Origin of the sequence: Enterococcus hailinensis, from assembly GCF_045862035.1 — a bacterium.
Taxonomy (GTDB): domain Bacteria; phylum Bacillota; class Bacilli; order Lactobacillales; family Enterococcaceae; genus Enterococcus_A; species Enterococcus_A hailinensis.
Genome location: NZ_BAAFRV010000004.1, coordinates 85657 through 104274 on the forward strand (window position 1 = coordinate 85657; position 18618 = coordinate 104274).

The following is an 18618-nucleotide window of genomic DNA, read 5'->3' on the forward strand; positions in this document are numbered from 1 at the left end:
CTGCAACAGATTGCGTATGGGAATGATTGATTAATAAATAAATGCAAATAAAGGTTGGTATCAAAGAAAGGTATAGACGAAGTAATCCACGATCATTTCTGAATAACCAAAAGTAAATGATTGTCATGAATATAAAAATAGTATAAATAACAAATGATACTAGAAATCCGACATCCATAAAAAACCCTCCTTTGTTGATAGTATAGCAAATTTTATAGGAGTAATAAATAACGTTTAAAAATGATTTGATTATTAAGATAATTTGAACTAGAAATTTGACGATTTTTTTAGGGATAAACAAAGTATAGTTGATGTTAACGGTTTATTTTAGGCAATAATTAAGATAAAAATATTTACTTTAAGTTAAAAATTTGTTAATTTAAACAAATGAACTAATTAAATATTTTATAGACTAATAATCTTAAGAGGGAGACAACATGAAATATAAAAATTTATTTTATGGGATGATAATTTTGAGTAGTTTTAGTACGTTCACAATTATTGCTCATGGGGAGTCAGAAGATACTTCTAATCCAACTTCTTCAGTTACTACTCAGCAAGTAATAGTAGATGATAATGAAGAAGAAACAGCTACTGAGGCAAATAGCGATGTAGATAAAATAGAGTATGATGAATGCGGTAATTTACAATTTTACCATCCTATTAGATTTGAAGAATTCAGTATTGAATTACCCATGTTAAGATCGGCTCGCGCTGCCGTTACGACACAACAAGCATTTATTAACCAAGTAGCACCATCAGCTAAAACATTAGCTAGTGCTAATGATTTGTATGCCTCAGTAATGATCGCTCAAGCTATTGTTGAAAGTGGTTGGGGAAGTAGCTCATTATCACAGGCACCGAATTATAACTTATTTGGAATAAAAGGTACTTACAATGGACAATCGGTAACATTACAAACACAAGAATGGAGTTCTGAAAAAGGATGGTATTATATCAACGCTCAATTCAGAAAATATCCTTCTTATAAGGAATCCTTAGCTGATAATGTGACTGTTTTAAAAAACACTTCTTTTCAATCGGGTGTTTATTATTATGCAGGTGCTTGGAAAAGTAATACTAATTCTTATAAAGATGCTACAGCTTATCTAACTGGAAAATATGCTACAGCGCCAACATATGCCACTACCTTAAATAGTATTATTGAGACGTATAATTTAACTCAATATGATGCAGCTTCAAACAATTCTACGACAGTCAAAAAGAACGCTATGTATCGCTTGTATAATCCAAATAGCGGAGAACATTTTTATACAGCAAGCACCACAGAACGAGATTCAGTAAAAAAAGCAGGTTGGAAATATGAAGGAATTGGCTGGCAAGCACCATCTAGTGGAACACCAGTCTATCGATTATATAATCCAAACGCTGGAGATCACCATTACACACCTTACACATATGAAAAAGAAAGCTTAGTAAAAGCAGGTTGGAAATATGAGGGTGTGAGTTGGTATTCTGGGGGGAATCAACCTTTGTATCGCTTGTATAATCCTAATGCTAAGGCTGGTGCACATCATTACACATTATTACAGTCAGAACGCAACAACTTAATAAAAGCAGGTTGGAAAAATGAAGGTATCGGATGGTACGGTCAATAAAAAAACCTTCCTCAATGATTTTTCATTGAGGAAGGTTTTTTTTTATTCTGCATCCGTGATTTCTGAAATGACAAAAAAATTATGCAACGTTTCTAATGGATGTTCATATTTTTTGCCGATAGCAGTCAAAATAGTATGATCTGATTTTAGAACATTTTTTGTTTCGCTATACAAAGTATCGGAAGGTAGATGAACCTCAAAGGCTTTTTTATCTGCCAAATTCAACGGTTTTTGAAAGAAATAACCAACAATCTTTTTCATTAAAGCAACTCCTTATAGGATTATTTTGTTATATATTACATCAATGGTATAGGTATAACCAGAAATATGCTCTATAACACTTGTAATTTTAAAAGAGTCGCAATAATGCTATGCAGAGTACACCAGTGACTACAATTTTCATAAGATCATTGGTTCTGATGCCAACAATTAGCGCTGGGATACAGGCGATCATTTCAGGGATTTTTAAAGTTGGAAATTGGCCAGTATGAAATTCCAATAAACTTTGCAATAAAAGTGCTGTTAAAATCGTCATAGGTAAATAACTCAAAAATTCTTCTACCATTGTTGGCAAGGTAAAAGCTTTCGTTAAAATAAATGGAGCGATACGTGGAATCCAAGTAACTACAGCACACCCTAAAATAGTAGCTAAGTAGTAAGAATTACTCATTTTTTATTAGCACCCCCGTTAAACAGCCCAATAAAGTTGCCACAATAACTGACATTTCTGCTGATAAAAAGCGCATAGCTACATAGAGACTAATAATCGTCACTAATAGAATGTTAATTGTTTTTGTTTTTTGTCTAATCAGCGGTAATTTTACTTGAAAGAGAAACAATCCTAAAAACATGGCAGTTAAGGCGAAGTCAAAACCAAACATCGTTGGGTCAGGAATAAAATTTCCTAGCAAGGCTCCGATGACGGTTGATAAAACCCAAACTAAATAAGCAGTTAAATTTAATCCATGTAACCATCGACTAGTGACATTTTTTTCTTGAGCCAAGGTAGACATCAACACACCATAAGATTCATCTGTCAATAATGTTCCGATGCCGATACCATTTAATAAAGAATCTTTTTTAAAATAGCTGGCAACAGAGAGACTCATCAGTAAGTGACGTAAATTAATAAGAAAAACAGTAAAAATGATTGATAAAATTGGTGCATTTAAAAGAAGCAAGCCGCATAAAATGAACTGAGCACTTCCGGCATACACCAAAGTAGACATTAAAAAAATCTGGAAAATAGTTAGATTTGCTGATTTTCCAACGATCCCAAGAGCAATCCCAATTCCTAAGTAACCCATGATCGTAGGAAGGCAAGCCTTCACGCCATCAATAAATGAAGCAGTTTTAATTAGTCGTGTATCCATAATAACTCCTCTCATCTTTTTTTAATCATATTAGACCATAAAGAATAAAATGACAATAGAAGATTAAGTGATTACGTCATCATAAATTGTTTCTTTTGGTAAATATGTTTTCTGAATATAAATAAAATAATCAGTAAAAATTAATTATTAGAAAATATACCTTAGATTTTATTTATCAAAGTTGGATGAGGTATAATGGATAAAAGGGAGGCGTTTTCAGTGAAAGAAAAATATAAAAAAATCTTGATTGCTGTAGATGGTTCACCATCTTCGACAGATGCATTTCATGAAGCGTTGGATATTGCCGAAAGAAATGAGTCAAAGTTGTTTTTATTAACAGTCGTAGATTATAAGTTTTCAATTGGTGATCCAGCATTTATCAATGAGGCACTAAAATTTCATTTAAATAATGCTGAAATTGAACTAGAAAAATTGGTATCTGAATCCAATATCAGTGATTTTGATTATGAGACAAAAATCGATTCTGGTAATCCTAAACACAAAATTATTGAGTATGCGGCTGAAAATCAAGTAGACTTGATCGTAGTAGGTGCAACAGGTCAAGGTGCAGTTGAACGAGCCATCGTAGGATCAACCACTGCTCATGTAGTAAACAATGCAAAATGCAATGTAATGGTAGTAAGAGCATAAAAAAAAGAACTTGCTTCTATCAAGTTCTTTTTTTTATTGGGATAGTAGGGCTCGAACCTACACTTACCTGATTCAGAGTCAGGCGCCTTACCAATTTGGCCATATCCCACTAAGAACAGAAAAATTATAACGCTAGTTTTCCTATTCTTCAACTGTTAAGGTCTCTAACTTTTTTTACCAGCTTGTTTTAAGGCGGCTAATACGATATTTCCATCAGCAAAACCGAGGTTGATTTTGATTGTTTCTTTTTCAAAGACTAAGCTTAAACGGATACCGTTCAGTTTCTTTTTGCCACTGATTTCTTTGCATTGGTATAAGTTATATTTATAAGCTTTTTGTTTACTCAACGCGTAGAGCATCGTGCCTGAAATACCATAAGCAGTCAAACCTTCTTGTTTTTTTAAACTCTCATATTTGTGAAATCCGATAAAAGAGAAAGAAAAATTTATTTTAGGAAAGGTTTGTAGAAATTTTTCATACAATTCTATGCCTTTTGTTTCTCCCGTGTTGTAATTGATCCCATAATGTTTTGTGAATCGATAAAGTTCTTTTGCTGTGTTCATAATATCCTCGCTTAATTTAGTAATATTAGTATAAAACTTTTGTATAGTAGAAACAATTCTTTATTTAGATAAGCGACGAGTATTGATGAATTCTGAAATAGCCATAGTAATCAAAAGAAATCCGAAAAGTTGGAAAAGAACCATCAAGCTGCTGAATGGATTGAATAAAAGTAAGATCCCTGCCAGCGCCATCACGCCAGTATAAATTAATTGTCCCGTTACTGGGAAACCATTTCTTCTAGCAGTCCAATTTTGCCAAAAGCGACTAATCGCAAAAATGAAGATAATGAAACCTAAAAACATTGGTAAAATACTGATAATCATTTTGGAGAAAATCAGTACTACGAAAGCCAGTACGATTCGAACGGCTCCGCCTGTTGTTTCGACACCGACATTTCCAGTATATTTTTTTACTTTTAAACCACGAACTAACTGTGTAACGCCAAAAATCAATAAATATAAAAAGATGATGTACACGACGGCTTTAAAAATACTTCGAGGCTGAAGTAAGATTGCAAAGCCGAAAATTAAGTAACAGATACTTCTTAGGTAGCCATACTTTTTGATAGATTCAAAAAAATTAGACATAAATATCACTCCTTATAATTGATTTTAACTGATTCCAGACATTTTTGCGAATATAGAATGGTTTTCGATTGTAAACCGTTCCATACTTATGTATAATGCGAGTAACATTGATCCAAAAGTTAAACAAACAAATGAATGTTGGTACTGGAGGGCTTATTTATGAATGAAGAAGAAATTGAATTAGGAAGAAATTATCGGTGTCATCCAATCGGTTTTGAAGAATGCGTCGAAGGCGAAGTCGTTTCTAAAATGACAAATTGCGCGGTCGTTCGTATCAATCAATGTGAATCAATCGATCAAGAACAAAGAGATGACAAATCTAACATGGTTGTGGTAAAATATTCTAGTTTCGTTCCAAGTTAGAAGGGGATTCTTTTGAATATATTCACCTATTTGTTAGGGATTTTTACAATTGTTTTGTATGTCTTTTTATTATTAGCACGCAGAGATATTGTAGTTCCAATCTTCAAACGACGTAAATTTTCGCCATTTTATCTTTTTTTAGCCGGCTTGATTCTTTTTGTAGGCTTTAGCGGTGAAACCGACTTAAATAGTCGTGTTCAATCGATTTTAGCTGCGTTAGTCATGCTGAGCTTTTTATTGGATAAAAGAGGATTTACCGAGAATAGTTTAGTTTTATTTAGTTTAGATAATCGTGGAGTTCCATTAAGTGAAATCGAACGTGTTGTTTTGTTTCAAGAGGAGAGCGGTTTGATCAAATTAAATTATTTTCGCAAAAATCGTCGGGGGCCCATTTTGACCTTTGATTATTCATTTACTGAATTTGTTGTTTTTCTTTCGACACACCTCAATGAGGGCAGTACGTTAGAAATTTTAACTAAAGACGATCAAGACAAAAATGGTCAGTGAAGTAAGATGGCAGAGATGCCATCTTTTTTTGTGGAAAATAAAAAATGTTGGAACAAAAGTAAAGTCACTTTTGTTCCAACATTTTAATGATTAATGGAATACACGGAAGCGTTCGTCATCAGCTAAGAATTCTTTTTCGTTCGCTGCGCCTTCTTTAGAACCGAAGACCAATTGTGAACGTAATTGCCAGTTAGCTGGAATATCCCATTCTTTAGCTACTGCATCATCAATAACGGGATTGTAATGTTGTAAGTTCGCGCCAAGACCAGCTTCGTTAAGAGCAGTCCAAGTGTTTGCTGTCGCAATTCCGTTTGATTGTTCTGCCCAATCTGGGAAATTATCAGCATATAAAGCGAATTGTTCTTGCAGATTTTTCACTGTATCTGTTTCTTTAAAGAATAAAACAGTTCCATAAGCACCTCTAAAACCAGCAATTTTAGCTTGAGTATTAGGGAAAGCTTCTGCTGGAGTCAAAGGTTTTAATGCTTCTTCAACAATATTCCATAATTTTTCATGTGCAGCACCGAAAAGAATAACTGCACGTGGAGATTGTGCGTTGAAAGCTGTAGGACTATGTTTAACAGCGTCTTTAACTAACGTTGTGATTTCTTCTTCAGATAAGTTGATGTCGCGTCCTAAAGCATAAAATGAGCGACGTTCTTTTAATGATCCTAAAAATTGAGACATAATAAGTTCCACCTTTTCTTGTTTTCTTCTTGTTTACAAAACTACTTTAACATCTTACTAAAAGTAAGGAAAGTAATATGCTCAAAAAAATAGATTTTTTTCAAAAGATATTGAATAACTTTCATGGAAACGCTGATATTATGCTAAACTAGCAGTAGAAAATATGGAGGGCTATCAGTGAACATGAAAGAAATAGGAAAAACGTTCCTTTATTTAGTAGTATTAGCAGCAATTTTAGTTGGCTTGCGCCAATTTGTTTTTACTCCAGTAGTAGTAAAAGGTGATTCGATGGATCCCACATTGATTGACGGTGAGCGCGTAATTGCGTTAAAAAATACTGAAATCCAGCGCTTTGATATCGTGACTTTTCCAGCACCAGATGATGTAGGAAAAAATTATATCAAACGAGTCGTCGGTCTTCCGGGTGATACGGTTGAATACAAAAAGGATGTCTTATACATTAATGGAAAAAAATATGCCGAACCTTATTTAGATGAATATAAAAGTAAGTTGACTGATGGTCAGCCTTTAACGGATGATTTTGATTTAAACAAATTATACGGTTCTGAAAAAGTTCCTGCGGGTGAATTGTTCGTTATGGGAGACAATCGTAGAATTTCAAAAGATAGTCGTATCATTGGTACGATCAAAGAAAAGGATATTATGGCTGATGTAAAATTTGTTTTTTGGCCGATAAAACGATTCGGAACGATAGACTAGCATGTTGCTCGTCTATTTTTATTTTGTACCAATCAGCGATATTGAATTTAGCTTAAATTGAACATCGCCTATCGTGCTTCCTGTCGGACAGACTGTTATAATAAATAAGTAACACAATTCAAAGAAATGAGGGGAAACGATGCCGTTACAATTTCTGTTAGGTGCTGGACAAAACGATGCGACAGAACGGATGGTCCAAACTGCGCAAGCTTGGTTGGCGAAGAATTCAGTGAATCGCGTGTTTTTCTTAGTCCCCAATTACAATAAATTCGAACAGGAAATCAGTCTTCTATCAGCAATGAAAAAAAGTTGTGGTTTTGAAGAATTCAGTACGATTCAAACGCAAGTTTTCAGTTTTCAGCGTTTAGCCTGGTATTTTTTGCAAAGAGATGGTCACGTACCTGGAAATATTTTATCTGAAGCTGGAAATGCCATGATTTTGCGAAAAATTTTGCATGAACAACGAGAAGAGCTGACGATTTTCCGCGGTGAAGTCAATAAAACAGGGTTTATCCAACAATTGGTTGGCTTTTATCAAGAAATGCAAATCGGTAATGTGTCTGTTTCAGATTTGGTTGAAAATGGAACAGAACAGGATCAAGTCTTAAAGTTAAAAGATCTGCAAAAAGTTTTTGCGGCTTATGAAGAAGCTTTGATTGCCTATCAAGTCGCAAATGAAGATCCGTTATTATTGCTCCAAAATTATTTGGTGACACAAGATCTTTCTAATTGTTTATTTATCGTAAGCGGGTTTACACGTTTTAATGCCCGTGAACTTAGTGTCTTAAATGCTTTGATGACTTGCGGAGAGCTGTATGTTTCCCTAGAGCTAGATCGGCCGTATCCAAATGAAGAACCCAATCCATTGAATTTATTTGCTGATCCTGGAAAAACATACTATCAGTTAAAACGGAGTGCGGATGTACAGCAGATTCCTGTGAGAACGGATCAATATTCACATGAACGAAAAACAGTCTTTAATCAAATCGGAGATTTTTGGGCAAACCAAAAGCGGTTGAATATGGCCGGCAACACTCAGATCCAGATGACAAAATATGCCACTCTTGCTGAAGAGATTCGTAAGACAGGCGATGAGATTCGACGACTTGTCAGTGTTGAAGGATATCGTTATAAAGATATTCAAATTTTGATGCGCAATCCTCAAATCTACAACAGTATTTTGCCAGACTTATTTCAAAAATTAGACATTCCATTTTATCTTGATGAGACCCAAGAGATGGCGGCTCATCCGCTGATTGAGTTTTTACAAGCCTTATTTTTAGTTGATACGTATAACTATCGGATTAACGATTTATTTCGGATGCTGCGGACAGAGTTGTTTGCGCCTTTCGATTGGAATTCAACTACCTGGTTTATGGAACAACAAGCCTATCGCGAAAAAATCGATCAAACAGAAAATGTTTGTTTAGCCTATAATTTCCGAGGCAATGCTTGGACTAAAAAGGCTGATTGGGAATTTGTTGATTACGATTTTGAGGCCGATGTATTCAACGATGCCAAACAATTAGAAACAATAACCAACGAAGTGCGTCGCTCAGTACAACAAATCGTTCCAGTCTTTTTTAAACACATCAAACAGGCTGAGACAGGCTTAGAAGCAGCCACGATCTTTTATCGCTTTTTAGAACAAAGCGGTGTCAAACGCCAATTACTTTTTTGGCGTGATCAAGAAGTTGCACGAGGCTCACTGGACAAAGCTCGTAATCATGAGCAAACGTGGCAGGCTTTATTAGATTTATTAGATGAATACGTCTTAATCTATGGTGAAGATTCTTTCGATTGGTCAGCTTTTCAAGAAATCTTTTTAGCAGGTTTAATGAATCTGACTTACGGGAAAATCCCAACAGCGATCGACCAAGTCCGAGTGAATGATTTGGAGCTAGCACGGGTAGATCAAATGAAAATAACTTTTGCTGTTGGATTGAATAATAATGATTTCCCTGCGCGTTTTGATGACAAAGGATTATTATCAGCAGAAGAGCGTTCGTCCTTCAATCAACAATTACCAGAAGGAAAGTTCCTGCCTGAAAGTAATAGTTCCAAGGTCAATCGAGAACCGTTTTTAGCCTATTCTGTTTTTCTATCAGCAACCGAAAAACTGTATTTAAGCTTGGCTACAAATGTTGATGGTGAAAAAAAATTAGAAGTCTCAACTTTTTTACGTCAATTAAGTAATGGATTGAATCTTCCAATCAATGAAAGTCCTGCGCTTAAATTAGACAGTGATCCGAATGAACACTTAGGAACGATGCGCACATTATTATCTGATTTGATCACGCTAAATCGTATAGCACAAGATGAAAACCGGGCCTTTTTACCAGTCTGGCGCGAGCTACAGAAATTTATCCAGAACAGTTCATGGGCTCCGATGGCACAGCGTGTATTCAAAAGTTTACAAGATCTCAATGTACCAAGAGAATTATTGCCTGAAACAGCGGAGCGATTATACGGTAAAAATCTCTATGTCTCTGTTTCACGTATCGAAAATTTTTATAATTGCCAATATAAATATTTTGCTAACTTTGGTTTAGGATTAAAAGAACGGACGGTTTATGGATTGACTCCGGCGGCTGCGGGCGATTTTTATCATGAGGCATTGGATCACTTCTTTCGCATGTTGAACGAACAAGGGTTACGTTTGGCAGAATTAAATGAAGCCCAACGCAACGAACTAGCTGACCAAGTATTAAAAGCTATTTTTGGTGAATTGAAATTTGCAATTCTTTCTAGTTCTGCTCGGATGAATTATATTCGTTATCAATTGTCGCAAACAATTCAAAAGGTGAGTTGGGGGCTGGTTCAGCAAGGTATGCGAACCAAACTTGAACCGCAACAAACCGAAATCATTTTTGGTTCGATCGGTGGACAAAAGGGAATCCCAGGAATTAATTTGCCATTGCGTAACGGCGGTGAAGTAGCAATCCGCGGGAAAATCGATCGTTTGGATCAGTTACAAGGAAATGAAAATGATTGGTTGAGTGTGATCGATTATAAGTCAAGTCCCCACAGTTTCAACGTTGCAGACGCGTACTATGGAATTGCTTTGCAGTTGATCACATATTTAGATGTAGCAGTGACAGATTTTAGTCAAGCAAGTGGAAAAGAAATCAAACCGGCCGGTGCGTATTATCTCCACGTCCATAACCCAGTATTGAAAGAACCTAAAAATATTGAAAAAGAAATGTTGAAAGCTTATCAATACGATGGATTGTTTGCCAAAGAACCTGAACTTTACGATCAGCTAGATCAAAGTCTACAAGAAAAAGAAAGTTCATTACTATTCCCAATCAAAAAGGATAGCAAAGGACAAACAGTTATGGTGCCGCAGTCGAAAGATAAATTCTATGATTTATCAGAAATCGATTTATTGCGCAAATACAATCGGGAAAAAATCCAGCAAGCAGGCGATCAAATCGTTTCTGGTGAAATCAAGTTAAATCCCACGTATAAAGACAATCAGCGCATCGCTTGTCAGCAATGTCCATTTCGCAGTGTCTGCAAATTTGATGCGATGTTGAAAGAGAATAATTACCATCGCCTAGAAAAATTATCAAAAGAAGAAGTTTTAAAAAGAATGGAGGACGAACTACATGACAACTAACTATCCAATTCCTCCTAAAGCACCCAACGAAATGTATACAGATTCTCAATGGCAAGCGATTTATGATCAAGGAACTAATTTGTTAGTTTCTGCTTCGGCAGGATCAGGTAAAACAGCGGTCTTAGTCAGACGGGTGATTGAAAAAATCAAACGGCAACAATTATCGGTGGATCAATTATTAGTTGTTACTTTTACGGAAGCTGCCGCAAGTGAGATGAAAGAACGAATCCAGTCAGCGTTACAAGAAGCGATCAACTTAGAAACAGATCAAGAATTGAAAAATCATTTTACTCACCAATTAACGTTGTTGCCGACAGCGACTATCTCGACGTTACATTCATTTTGTTCAAAAGTTATCCAACGTTTTTTCTATTTGATCGATTTGGATCCGAGTTATCGGATGTTGACAGACGATACAGAGACGATTTTATTAAAAGAAGATGTTTGGGATGAATTACGAGAAACTTTCTACGAAGAAAATCAGGAAATTTTTTATCGTTTGACTGAAAATTTCTCAAATGACCGCAGTGATAGTGGACTAGAGGATCTAGTTTTAGCAATGTACGATTTTGCACGGGCAAATCCACAGCCGTTTACTTGGTTAGATAGTTTAGTTGATAATTATCGGATTGAAGAGCTAGTAGATTCAACTTTGTATAAAGATTTGATCCGGCCACAAGTATTGACCGCATTAGGCGAGATCCATCAAACGTATCAATGGATGGAGTCGGCCAGTCAAGGAAGTGATGAGCTACAAAAAATTATCGATTTAGCTAAAAATGAAGCAGCAATTACTTTACAAATTCAACAAGCGATGACAGAAGATCGTTTAGACGACGCCTTCAAAATTTTTGAACAGTTGAAATTCTCAACGTATCCATCACCACGAAAAAAAGAGGTGAAGGAACTTTACGGAGACGTGATCGCAGAATGTAAAATTTATCGAGATCAAGCGAAAAAAAATTTACAAGAAATCCAAGCAATGTATTTTTCAGTTTCGCCTAATGAACAAGTAGAACGGCTGCAAGAAGCGCTGCCGATCGTGGAAGAATTAGTCCGAGTTGAAAAAAGTTTTATCGCTTCTTATTCTGACAAAAAAAGAGAAAAAGGGATGCTGGATTTCAATGATTTGGAACATTTCACGTTGCAAATCTTACAGACGCAAATCGAAGGCGATCGTCCAGCAGAAACTTATTATCGTCAACGTTTTACAGAGGTCTTAGTAGATGAGTATCAAGATATCAATCAGCTGCAAGAAACGATTTTACAAGAACTAAGCTCAGAAAAACCGGGAAACCTCTTTATGGTAGGGGATGTGAAACAGTCGATTTATGGCTTTCGTTTAGCAGATCCAACGTTATTCATCCAAAAATACCACGATTTTGCAGAGGAAGAGGGTGGCCGAAGAATTATTTTGGCCGAAAATTTCCGCTCGCGTAAAGAAGTATTGGATTTTACTAATTTAATTTTTACACAATTAATGGATCAAGCAGTAGGGCAAATAGAATACGACCAACAAGCGGAACTAATCAATGGATTTACTGCTTTTCCACCAAAAGAAACGTTTGAACCGGAATTATTGGTTTATCAGAAAAAAGGTGAAGTCCCAGAATGGATCGAAGACAAGGCGATGGGGGAGGTCTTTATGACTGCCACTAAGATTCGTCAGCTGATCGATCAAGGTTTTGAGATTTATGATAAAAAAATAAAAGCTATGCGTCCGGTTCGATATGAAGATATCGTATTGTTAACACCGACTAGAAGTAATAATTTAACCATTTTAGAAGTATTCAAACAGTTAGGGATTCCGTTAGCTATCAGCGATACGCAAAATTATTTTCAGTCGACAGAACTGCGGATCATGATTTCATTATTACAAATCATTGATAATCCGTACCAAGATATTCCATTAGCTGCAGTCTTACGTTCACCGATCGTTGGATTACAAGAAGAAGCGCTGGCTCAGATTCGTTTAGCTTTGCCGCAAAAAGAGTATTATCAAGCAGTCCAACTTTATAGTGAAGTCAATACAGATGAGATCGCTAAAAAATTGACTCAGTTTTTAGAACAATTGAACCAATGGCGCGAGTATGCGCGTCGTGAATCTTTATCTGATTTATTAGTTAAAATTTATAACGAGACAGCCTATTTAGATTATGTGTTAGGGATGCCGGCAGGGCAGCAACGACATGCCAATCTTTTGGCTTTGATCGAACGAGCGAAAGATTATGAACGCAGCAGTTTCCGAGGACTATATCAATTCATTCGATTTATTGAAAAGATGCAGGAAAAAGAAAAAGACTTGGGTGAGCCGCCGACAGAAGAGTTAGTCGATGCTGTTCGGGTGATGACGATCCACGGCAGTAAAGGTTTAGAATTTCCGATTGTCTTTTTGATGGATATGAGTAAAAGTTTTAATCTGCAAGACACACGAAAAAATTATGTGTTCGACGAACGCTTAGGGCTGGGAGTGAAATTGCTCACACCGGATGATCGAATCAGAAAAGAGACCTTGCTCTTCCAAACGGTCAAGCAAAAAAACTTGAATAAATTATTATCTGAAGAAATGCGCAAGCTGTATGTTGCTCTAACTCGAGCAGAACAAAAAATTTATTTAGTTGGCTCTTATGACGATCAGGAAGCAGCTTTGAAAACTTGGAGCAAAGGTGCTCTCAATGAACAAACCGTTTTAGATGCTGGGTTACGGAGCGGACAAAAAGATAGTTATTTTGATTGGGTAGGGATGACGCTCTTCAGACATCCTAAAATGGAACAATATCAAACAGAATATTCGATCAATCAGCCAGCTCGAATAAAAAATCATCCGGCTACATTTTCAATCGATTTTGTTGAGCCGCAAAAAATTGCTGAAGCAGTCCAAAGTTATCTGCCAGAAATAAAGACATTGGAAATACCACAAGGTGTAATCGATATCCAACCGTTAAAAAAACGGCTGCTATTCAATTATCCTTATCCAGAAGCGACCAAGACGACCAGTTATCAATCAGTTTCAGAGTTGAAACGTCTTTATGATGATCCAGATAATCGCGAAACGTTAGAATTAAATGAATCCACTCAAAGGCAAAATCACTATCGTTTTACGGAAACAGAATTGAGTGAGCCGAGATTTTTGCGTACTAAAAAGGAACTTTCACCGGCGGAAATCGGAACGGCAACGCATTTAGTCATGCAGTTACTTTCGCTAAAAGTAAGGCCGCAGAAAAAAATGATTGAAGAGCTGATTGCTGACTTAGTTGAACGAAAGGCATTAACGTTAGAGATAGCTGAAAAAATATCCATTGATAGTATTCTCGCTTTTTTTGATTCAGAAATCGGGAATTACGTTATTAAAAATGCAGATTTTTTATATCGAGAAGAACCATTTGCGATGTTGATGCCAGCCAATCAGCTGTTTAAAGATTATCAAAATCAAGATGAAATCTTGATACATGGGATCATTGACGGTTATCTAGAGTTTGAAGACCATATTGTATTATATGATTTAAAAACAGATTATTATACTGAAAAACGTGAACCGCAATTGCTTGCACGTTATCGTGGACAGTTGCATCTCTATAAGGATGCATTAGAAAAAGCCAAAAACAAACCGGTTACAAATGCATATTTAATATTTTTACAAGGGAATAAAGCGATAGATTTATTAAAATCTCTTTAGTGATAGGCAGTTTATACTTATAAAAGGTAAGTGCTGTGCTATACTCTCTCTATCGAGGTGAGAATGATGGAACAAATAGAGACAATTAACTTTTCACTCTGTCCAAAATTTGAAAAAGGCTTCCAAATTTTAGGCAAAAAATGGAACGGTTTGATCATTGATGTATTATTAGAAGATGGACCAAAACGATTTGTCGATATTGCTGCAATGATTCCAGAAGTAAGTGATCGTGTGTTGACCGAACGGCTAAAAGAATTAGAAGCTGAAGGAATCGTTACTCGTGTAGTTGCTTGCGGAAGTCAAAAACGGATGGATTATTGCTTGACAAGTAAAGGTGAGGCACTGGAAAATGTGATGAAGGAAATTCATCAATGGGGCGACACTTGGATTACTGCTGAAGAATGTAGTTGATAATTTTATTGATTTCTTGTAGTATTGGGATAGTCAATTAAATAGTTTAAAAAGCGTTGATAGAAAAGAGTAATCTTTTTTGATCTTAAAGGGAATGTCTGTCATTGACTGGAAGCAGACTGAGAAAGAAAAAGATGAAGTTCACTTCTGGAGCTTGTCGCAAGACCGGTAAAGCCGTTAAATCATAAGTAAGAGCGCCAAGTAATTGGCGAATTAGGATGGTATCGCGAGACCTCGTTCCTTTATGGGACGAGGTCTTTTTGTGATTTATAATTGATGAATCAATCAGAGAAATAAGTGGAGAATTATCACTTTAGCATTAAAGAAAGGAAGAAAATAATGAGTTTACAAGAACAATTAGAAGAACTTAAAAGTCAGACGTTAGCAAAAATCGAAGCAGCGGATGTTCTTTCTGCAATTGAATCGATTCGTGTAGAAACACTAGGAAAAAAAGGCCCCATCACTGAAGTATTGCGAGGCATGCGAGATCTTTCTGCAGAAGAACGACCTAAAGTAGGTGCCTTTGCTAACGAAATCCGTGATTTATTAGCTCAAGCTGTTGAAGAACGGAAAGCAGAATTAACCGAATTAGCATTAGAAAAACAATTAGCATCAGAATCTTTAGATGTTACGCTACCAGGTAAAAAAGTTGCTCATGGTACGCGTCATGTCTTGACTCAAATCATGGAAGAAATCGAAGATACTTTTGTAGGGATGGGTTATCAAGTCATTGAAGGAACTGAAATTGAATCCGATCATTACAATTTCGAACGAATGAACTTACCTAAAGATCATCCAGCTCGGGATATGCAAGATACATTTTATATTTCGGATGAAGTATTATTACGTACCCATACATCACCAGTTCAAGCACGGACAATGGAAAAACATGATTTTTCAAAAGGTGCATTACGCATGATTTCACCCGGAAAAGTTTTCCGTCGCGATACAGATGATGCAACACATAGCCATCAATTCCATCAAATCGAAGGTTTAGTGGTCGATAAAGGGATCACGATGGGCGATTTAAAAGGAACGCTAGAAGTTTTATTGAAAGAATTGTTTGGTGCTGACCGCAGCATCCGTTTACGCCCAAGTTACTTCCCATTTACTGAACCATCAGTGGAAGTGGATGTCAGCTGCTTTAAATGTGGTGGTAAAGGATGTAACGTCTGCAAACATACTGGCTGGATCGAAATTCTTGGCGCTGGTATGGTTCACCCAGATGTTTTAGAAATGTCAGGCATCGATTCAAAAGAATATTCAGGTTTTGCTTTTGGATTAGGACCAGATCGAATCGCGATGTTGCGATATGGCGTTAATGATATTCGAAATTTCTATTTAAACGATGTTCGTTTCTTGGAACAATTCAAGGGGGAGTAAAAAGCAATGTTAGTTTCATATAAATGGTTAAATGAATATGTCGATTTGAAAGACATTACACCAACAGAATTAGCCGATCGTCTTTCGCTTACAGGGATCGAAGTCGAAGGTTTAGAATCACCAGAAGAAGGATTGAAAAAAATCGTTGTTGGCGATGTAAAGGAATGTGTTCCTCATCCTGATTCTGATCATCTATCTATCTGCCAAATCGATATTGGCGAAGAGGAATTATCACAAATCGTTTGTGGTGCACCTAATATCAAAGCCGGTGTAAAAGTAATCGTTGCTTTGCCTGGGTCACGTATTGGCGGAAATGTGAAAATCAAAAAAGGAAAAATGCGCGGTCAAGTTTCAAACGGAATGGTTTGTTCATTGCAAGAACTTGGATACGGTGAATCAGTGATTCCAAAAGAATACGCTGAAGGTATTTATTATATGCCCGAAAATGCTGTAGCAGGTGAACCAGTCTTTTCATATCTTGAAATGGATGATACGATCATTGATCTGTCGATCACACCGAACCGAGCAGATGCTTTGAGCATTCGTGGCGTGGCTCATGAAGTAGCTGCAATTTATAATAAAGAAGTGAACTTTCCTTCAGTGAAATTAGCTGAAGCAGCTGAAAAAGCTAGCGATAAAATCAACGTATCAGTCGAAGATAAAAATGATGCACCGCATTATGAAATCCGAATCATTGAAAATGTAAAAATTGGACCAAGTCCGCAATGGTTGCAAAATCGTTTAATGAACGAGGGAATCCGTCCAATCAGTAACGTAGTCGATATTACAAATTATATCTTGTTATTGTTCGGACAACCGTTACATGCATTTGACTATGATAAATTAGGTAGTAAAGAAATCCATGTTCGTCGTGCGAAACAAGATGAACCATTTACAACTTTGGATAGTGTAGAACGTACATTGAATCCAGAAAATATTGTTATCACGAATGGCGATGTACCAGTCGCATTAGCTGGTGTCATGGGTGGATTGGATTCAGAAATTTCAGCTGAAACAACTACTGTAGCATTGGAAATGGCGATGTTTGATCATACATCTGTTCGACGGACATCTCAAAGCTATAATCTACGCAGTGAAGCATCTATGCGTTTTGAAAAAGGTATCAACCAAGGTGAGATTAGTTTAGCGGGTGAAGTAGCTGCTGCAATGATCGCGGAATTAGCACAGGGGACGGTTTTAAACGGTTCAGTTAAAGGCAGTGAAGTGGAAGCCAAAAATATCGAAGTCAGCACAAAACTAGAAAACGTTAATCGTTTCCTAGGAACAGATCTGACTCAAGAACAAGTCAATGAAATTTTTGCAGCACTTGGATTTGAAACAACTGTCGAAGCTGGTGTAACGACTGTTAGCGTACCGCCACGTCGTTGGGATATTACGATTGAAGCCGATTTGATGGAAGAAATCGCTCGTATCTATGGTTATAATAATTTGCCTTCAACTTTACCTGAAGGTCAAACTGTTGCCGGATTTTTAACAGAATCTCAAAAATCAACACGTAAAGTCCGTAATTTATTGGAAGGCAGTGGTCTTTCAGAAGCAATTAGTTACGCGTTGACAACAGAAACAAAAGCACAACAATTTTTAATTGGCGAAAGTCGTGTTACTCGTGTAGCTTGGCCGATGAGTGAAGATCGCTCAACAATGCGTTTGAATTTGATCAGCGGTTTATTAGAAGATTTAGCTTATAATGTTGCACGTAAAAATAATGATGTCGCATTCTATGAAATTGGCCATGTATTCTATCAAAATAATGATCCGCAAAAAGATCTGCCAATTGAACAAAATCATGTTGCAATCGCAGTAACTGGAAATATTGCAGATAAATCATGGGCAGCTAAAGCTGAACCATGTGATTATTACACGATCAAAGGAATGGTCGAAGAGTTGGTTGAGGGATTGGGCTTAACAGAAGAAATTTCTTATCGTTCAATCAAAATGCCTGAAATGCATCCAGGCCAAACAGCAGGAATCTATTTAGCAGAAGAATTAATCGGCTTTGTAGGTCAAGTTCATCCTAAAACGGCTTCAAGTTATGAATTAAAAGCGACGTATGTAGCCGAAATAAATCTAGAAGCTTTAATTGGATATGAACAAGCACCGCTAGTGTTTGAAGCTGTTTCTAAATACCCAGCTGTCAGTCGTGATATTGCTATGTTAGTTGATGAAACAAGTGCCAATGCTGAAATTTCATCAGTGATTCGCGAAGCAGCCGGTAAATTCTTAACAAATGTTCAAGTATTTGATGTTTATCAAGGAAAAAACATCGAATCAGGTAAGAAATCAATGGCTTATAGCTTAACATTTGTAAATCCAGAAGCAACATTGACTGATGAAGAGATCAATCGTGCGATGGAAAAAGTAGTTAAAAACTTAACAGAAAAATTAGGTGCGGTCATTCGTTAATTTGATTAAACCAAAAGACTCCGGGAATTAA

General features: G+C 36.4%; 16 protein-coding genes, 1 tRNA gene and 1 other annotated feature. Of the genes, 10 read left to right on the forward strand and 7 right to left on the reverse strand.

The genetic code is table 11. The annotated features are described in order from the left end of the window. The first annotated feature begins 437 nt into the window (after positions 1 to 437). The gene (locus ACKTSC_RS04580; RefSeq protein WP_407856968.1) at positions 438 to 1619 is read left to right on the forward strand and encodes a glycoside hydrolase family 73 protein; all 1182 of its coding nucleotides are present in this window, start codon (positions 438 to 440) and stop codon (positions 1617 to 1619) included. Positions 1620 to 1661: 42 nt separating this feature from the next. Here ACKTSC_RS04580 and ACKTSC_RS04585 read toward each other — a convergent pair whose 3' ends face one another. From ACKTSC_RS04585 to ACKTSC_RS04595, 3 genes are all read right to left on the reverse strand, one after another. Further along, positions 1662 to 1880: a hypothetical protein gene (locus ACKTSC_RS04585; protein ID WP_332580523.1), complete on the reverse strand. Its 219-nt coding sequence runs from the start codon at positions 1878 to 1880 to the stop codon at positions 1662 to 1664. Between the two features lie 88 nt (positions 1881 to 1968). Beyond that, complete coding sequence (locus ACKTSC_RS04590; RefSeq protein ID WP_332580522.1) at positions 1969 to 2289, reverse strand: AzlD domain-containing protein; 321 nt, start codon at positions 2287 to 2289, stop codon at positions 1969 to 1971. Next, the gene (locus ACKTSC_RS04595; RefSeq protein WP_332580521.1) at positions 2282 to 2992 is read right to left on the reverse strand and encodes an AzlC family ABC transporter permease; all 711 of its coding nucleotides are present in this window, start codon (positions 2990 to 2992) and stop codon (positions 2282 to 2284) included. The genes ACKTSC_RS04590 and ACKTSC_RS04595 overlap by 8 nt, the downstream gene beginning before the upstream one ends. Before the next feature lie 219 nt (positions 2993 to 3211). Between ACKTSC_RS04595 and ACKTSC_RS04600 the strand changes: the two genes are divergently transcribed. After that, the gene (locus ACKTSC_RS04600; protein WP_407856096.1) at positions 3212 to 3643 is read left to right on the forward strand and encodes a universal stress protein; all 432 of its coding nucleotides are present in this window, start codon (positions 3212 to 3214) and stop codon (positions 3641 to 3643) included. Between the two features lie 36 nt (positions 3644 to 3679). Here ACKTSC_RS04600 and ACKTSC_RS04605 read toward each other — a convergent pair. From ACKTSC_RS04605 to ACKTSC_RS04615, 3 genes are all read right to left on the reverse strand, one after another. After that, positions 3680 to 3752 (reverse strand) — tRNA-Gln (locus ACKTSC_RS04605). Positions 3753 to 3807: 55 nt separating this feature from the next. Beyond that, positions 3808 to 4206: a hypothetical protein gene (locus ACKTSC_RS04610; protein ID WP_407856969.1), complete on the reverse strand. Its 399-nt coding sequence runs from the start codon at positions 4204 to 4206 to the stop codon at positions 3808 to 3810. A 60-nt stretch (positions 4207 to 4266) separates the two neighbouring features. Beyond that, positions 4267 to 4794, reverse strand: coding sequence for an HdeD family acid-resistance protein (locus ACKTSC_RS04615; RefSeq protein ID WP_407856970.1), 528 nt, complete (start codon positions 4792 to 4794; stop codon positions 4267 to 4269). A gap of 159 nt (positions 4795 to 4953) precedes the next feature. On the opposite strand from ACKTSC_RS04615, the gene ACKTSC_RS04620 reads away from it, so the two are divergent. Both ACKTSC_RS04620 and ACKTSC_RS04625 read left to right on the forward strand, forming a co-directional pair. Next, positions 4954 to 5157 carry a hypothetical protein gene (locus ACKTSC_RS04620; RefSeq protein ID WP_332580517.1) on the forward strand — a complete coding sequence of 68 codons (204 nt, stop codon included), beginning with the start codon at positions 4954 to 4956 and terminating at the stop codon, positions 5155 to 5157. Between the two features lie 12 nt (positions 5158 to 5169). Continuing rightward, on the forward strand, positions 5170 to 5664 hold the full coding sequence (locus ACKTSC_RS04625; RefSeq protein WP_332580516.1) for a hypothetical protein: 495 nt from the start codon (positions 5170 to 5172) through the stop codon (positions 5662 to 5664). A gap of 90 nt (positions 5665 to 5754) precedes the next feature. Here ACKTSC_RS04625 and ACKTSC_RS04630 read toward each other — a convergent pair whose 3' ends face one another. Further along, positions 5755 to 6351, reverse strand: a complete 597-nt coding sequence (locus ACKTSC_RS04630; protein ID WP_332580515.1) for a nitroreductase family protein — start codon at positions 6349 to 6351, stop codon at positions 5755 to 5757. Positions 6352 to 6528: 177 nt separating this feature from the next. Between ACKTSC_RS04630 and lepB the strand changes: the two genes are divergently transcribed. The 6 genes from lepB (at position 6529) to pheT (ending at position 18587) form a co-directional block, all read left to right on the forward strand. Next, entirely contained in the window at positions 6529 to 7071 is a 543-nt protein-coding gene (gene lepB / locus ACKTSC_RS04635; RefSeq protein ID WP_407856349.1) for a signal peptidase I, read from the forward strand. 139 nt (positions 7072 to 7210) lie between these two features. Beyond that, on the forward strand, positions 7211 to 10693 hold the full coding sequence (locus ACKTSC_RS04640; RefSeq protein ID WP_407856971.1) for a PD-(D/E)XK nuclease family protein: 3483 nt from the start codon (positions 7211 to 7213) through the stop codon (positions 10691 to 10693). Next, positions 10683 to 14369 carry a helicase-exonuclease AddAB subunit AddA gene (addA, locus tag ACKTSC_RS04645; RefSeq protein ID WP_407856972.1) on the forward strand — a complete coding sequence of 1229 codons (3687 nt, stop codon included), beginning with the start codon at positions 10683 to 10685 and terminating at the stop codon, positions 14367 to 14369. The genes ACKTSC_RS04640 and addA overlap by 11 nt, the downstream gene beginning before the upstream one ends. 66 nt (positions 14370 to 14435) lie before the next feature. Continuing rightward, complete coding sequence (locus tag ACKTSC_RS04650; RefSeq protein WP_071856986.1) at positions 14436 to 14780, forward strand: winged helix-turn-helix transcriptional regulator; 345 nt, start codon at positions 14436 to 14438, stop codon at positions 14778 to 14780. Positions 14781 to 14827: 47 nt separating this feature from the next. Next, positions 14828 to 15025, forward strand: a binding site (T-box leader). A 94-nt stretch (positions 15026 to 15119) separates the two neighbouring features. Beyond that, positions 15120 to 16163 (forward strand): phenylalanine--tRNA ligase subunit alpha, encoded by a 1044-nt coding sequence (gene pheS, locus ACKTSC_RS04655; protein WP_332580511.1) that lies wholly within the window; start codon positions 15120 to 15122, stop codon positions 16161 to 16163. Positions 16164 to 16169: 6 nt separating this feature from the next. Beyond that, the gene (gene pheT / locus ACKTSC_RS04660; RefSeq protein ID WP_407856973.1) at positions 16170 to 18587 is read left to right on the forward strand and encodes a phenylalanine--tRNA ligase subunit beta; all 2418 of its coding nucleotides are present in this window, start codon (positions 16170 to 16172) and stop codon (positions 18585 to 18587) included. Positions 18588 to 18618: the final 31 nt, after the last annotated feature.

Coding starts and splice junctions, on each gene's coding strand:
- ACKTSC_RS04580 (WP_407856968.1), top strand. CDS start 438: ATGAAATATAAAAATTTATTTTATGGGATGATAATTTTGAGTAGTTTT.
- ACKTSC_RS04585 (WP_332580523.1), bottom strand. CDS start 1,880: ATGAAAAAGATTGTTGGTTATTTCTTTCAAAAACCGTTGAATTTGGCA.
- ACKTSC_RS04590 (WP_332580522.1), bottom strand. CDS start 2,289: ATGAGTAATTCTTACTACTTAGCTACTATTTTAGGGTGTGCTGTAGTT.
- ACKTSC_RS04595 (WP_332580521.1), bottom strand. CDS start 2,992: ATGGATACACGACTAATTAAAACTGCTTCATTTATTGATGGCGTGAAG.
- ACKTSC_RS04610 (WP_407856969.1), bottom strand. CDS start 4,206: ATGAACACAGCAAAAGAACTTTATCGATTCACAAAACATTATGGGATC.
- ACKTSC_RS04615 (WP_407856970.1), bottom strand. CDS start 4,794: ATGTCTAATTTTTTTGAATCTATCAAAAAGTATGGCTACCTAAGAAGT.
- ACKTSC_RS04620 (WP_332580517.1), top strand. CDS start 4,954: ATGAATGAAGAAGAAATTGAATTAGGAAGAAATTATCGGTGTCATCCA.
- ACKTSC_RS04630 (WP_332580515.1), bottom strand. CDS start 6,351: ATGTCTCAATTTTTAGGATCATTAAAAGAACGTCGCTCATTTTATGCT.
- ACKTSC_RS04640 (WP_407856971.1), top strand. CDS start 7,211: ATGCCGTTACAATTTCTGTTAGGTGCTGGACAAAACGATGCGACAGAA.
- addA (WP_407856972.1), top strand. CDS start 10,683: ATGACAACTAACTATCCAATTCCTCCTAAAGCACCCAACGAAATGTAT.
- ACKTSC_RS04650 (WP_071856986.1), top strand. CDS start 14,436: ATGGAACAAATAGAGACAATTAACTTTTCACTCTGTCCAAAATTTGAA.
- pheS (WP_332580511.1), top strand. CDS start 15,120: ATGAGTTTACAAGAACAATTAGAAGAACTTAAAAGTCAGACGTTAGCA.
- pheT (WP_407856973.1), top strand. CDS start 16,170: ATGTTAGTTTCATATAAATGGTTAAATGAATATGTCGATTTGAAAGAC.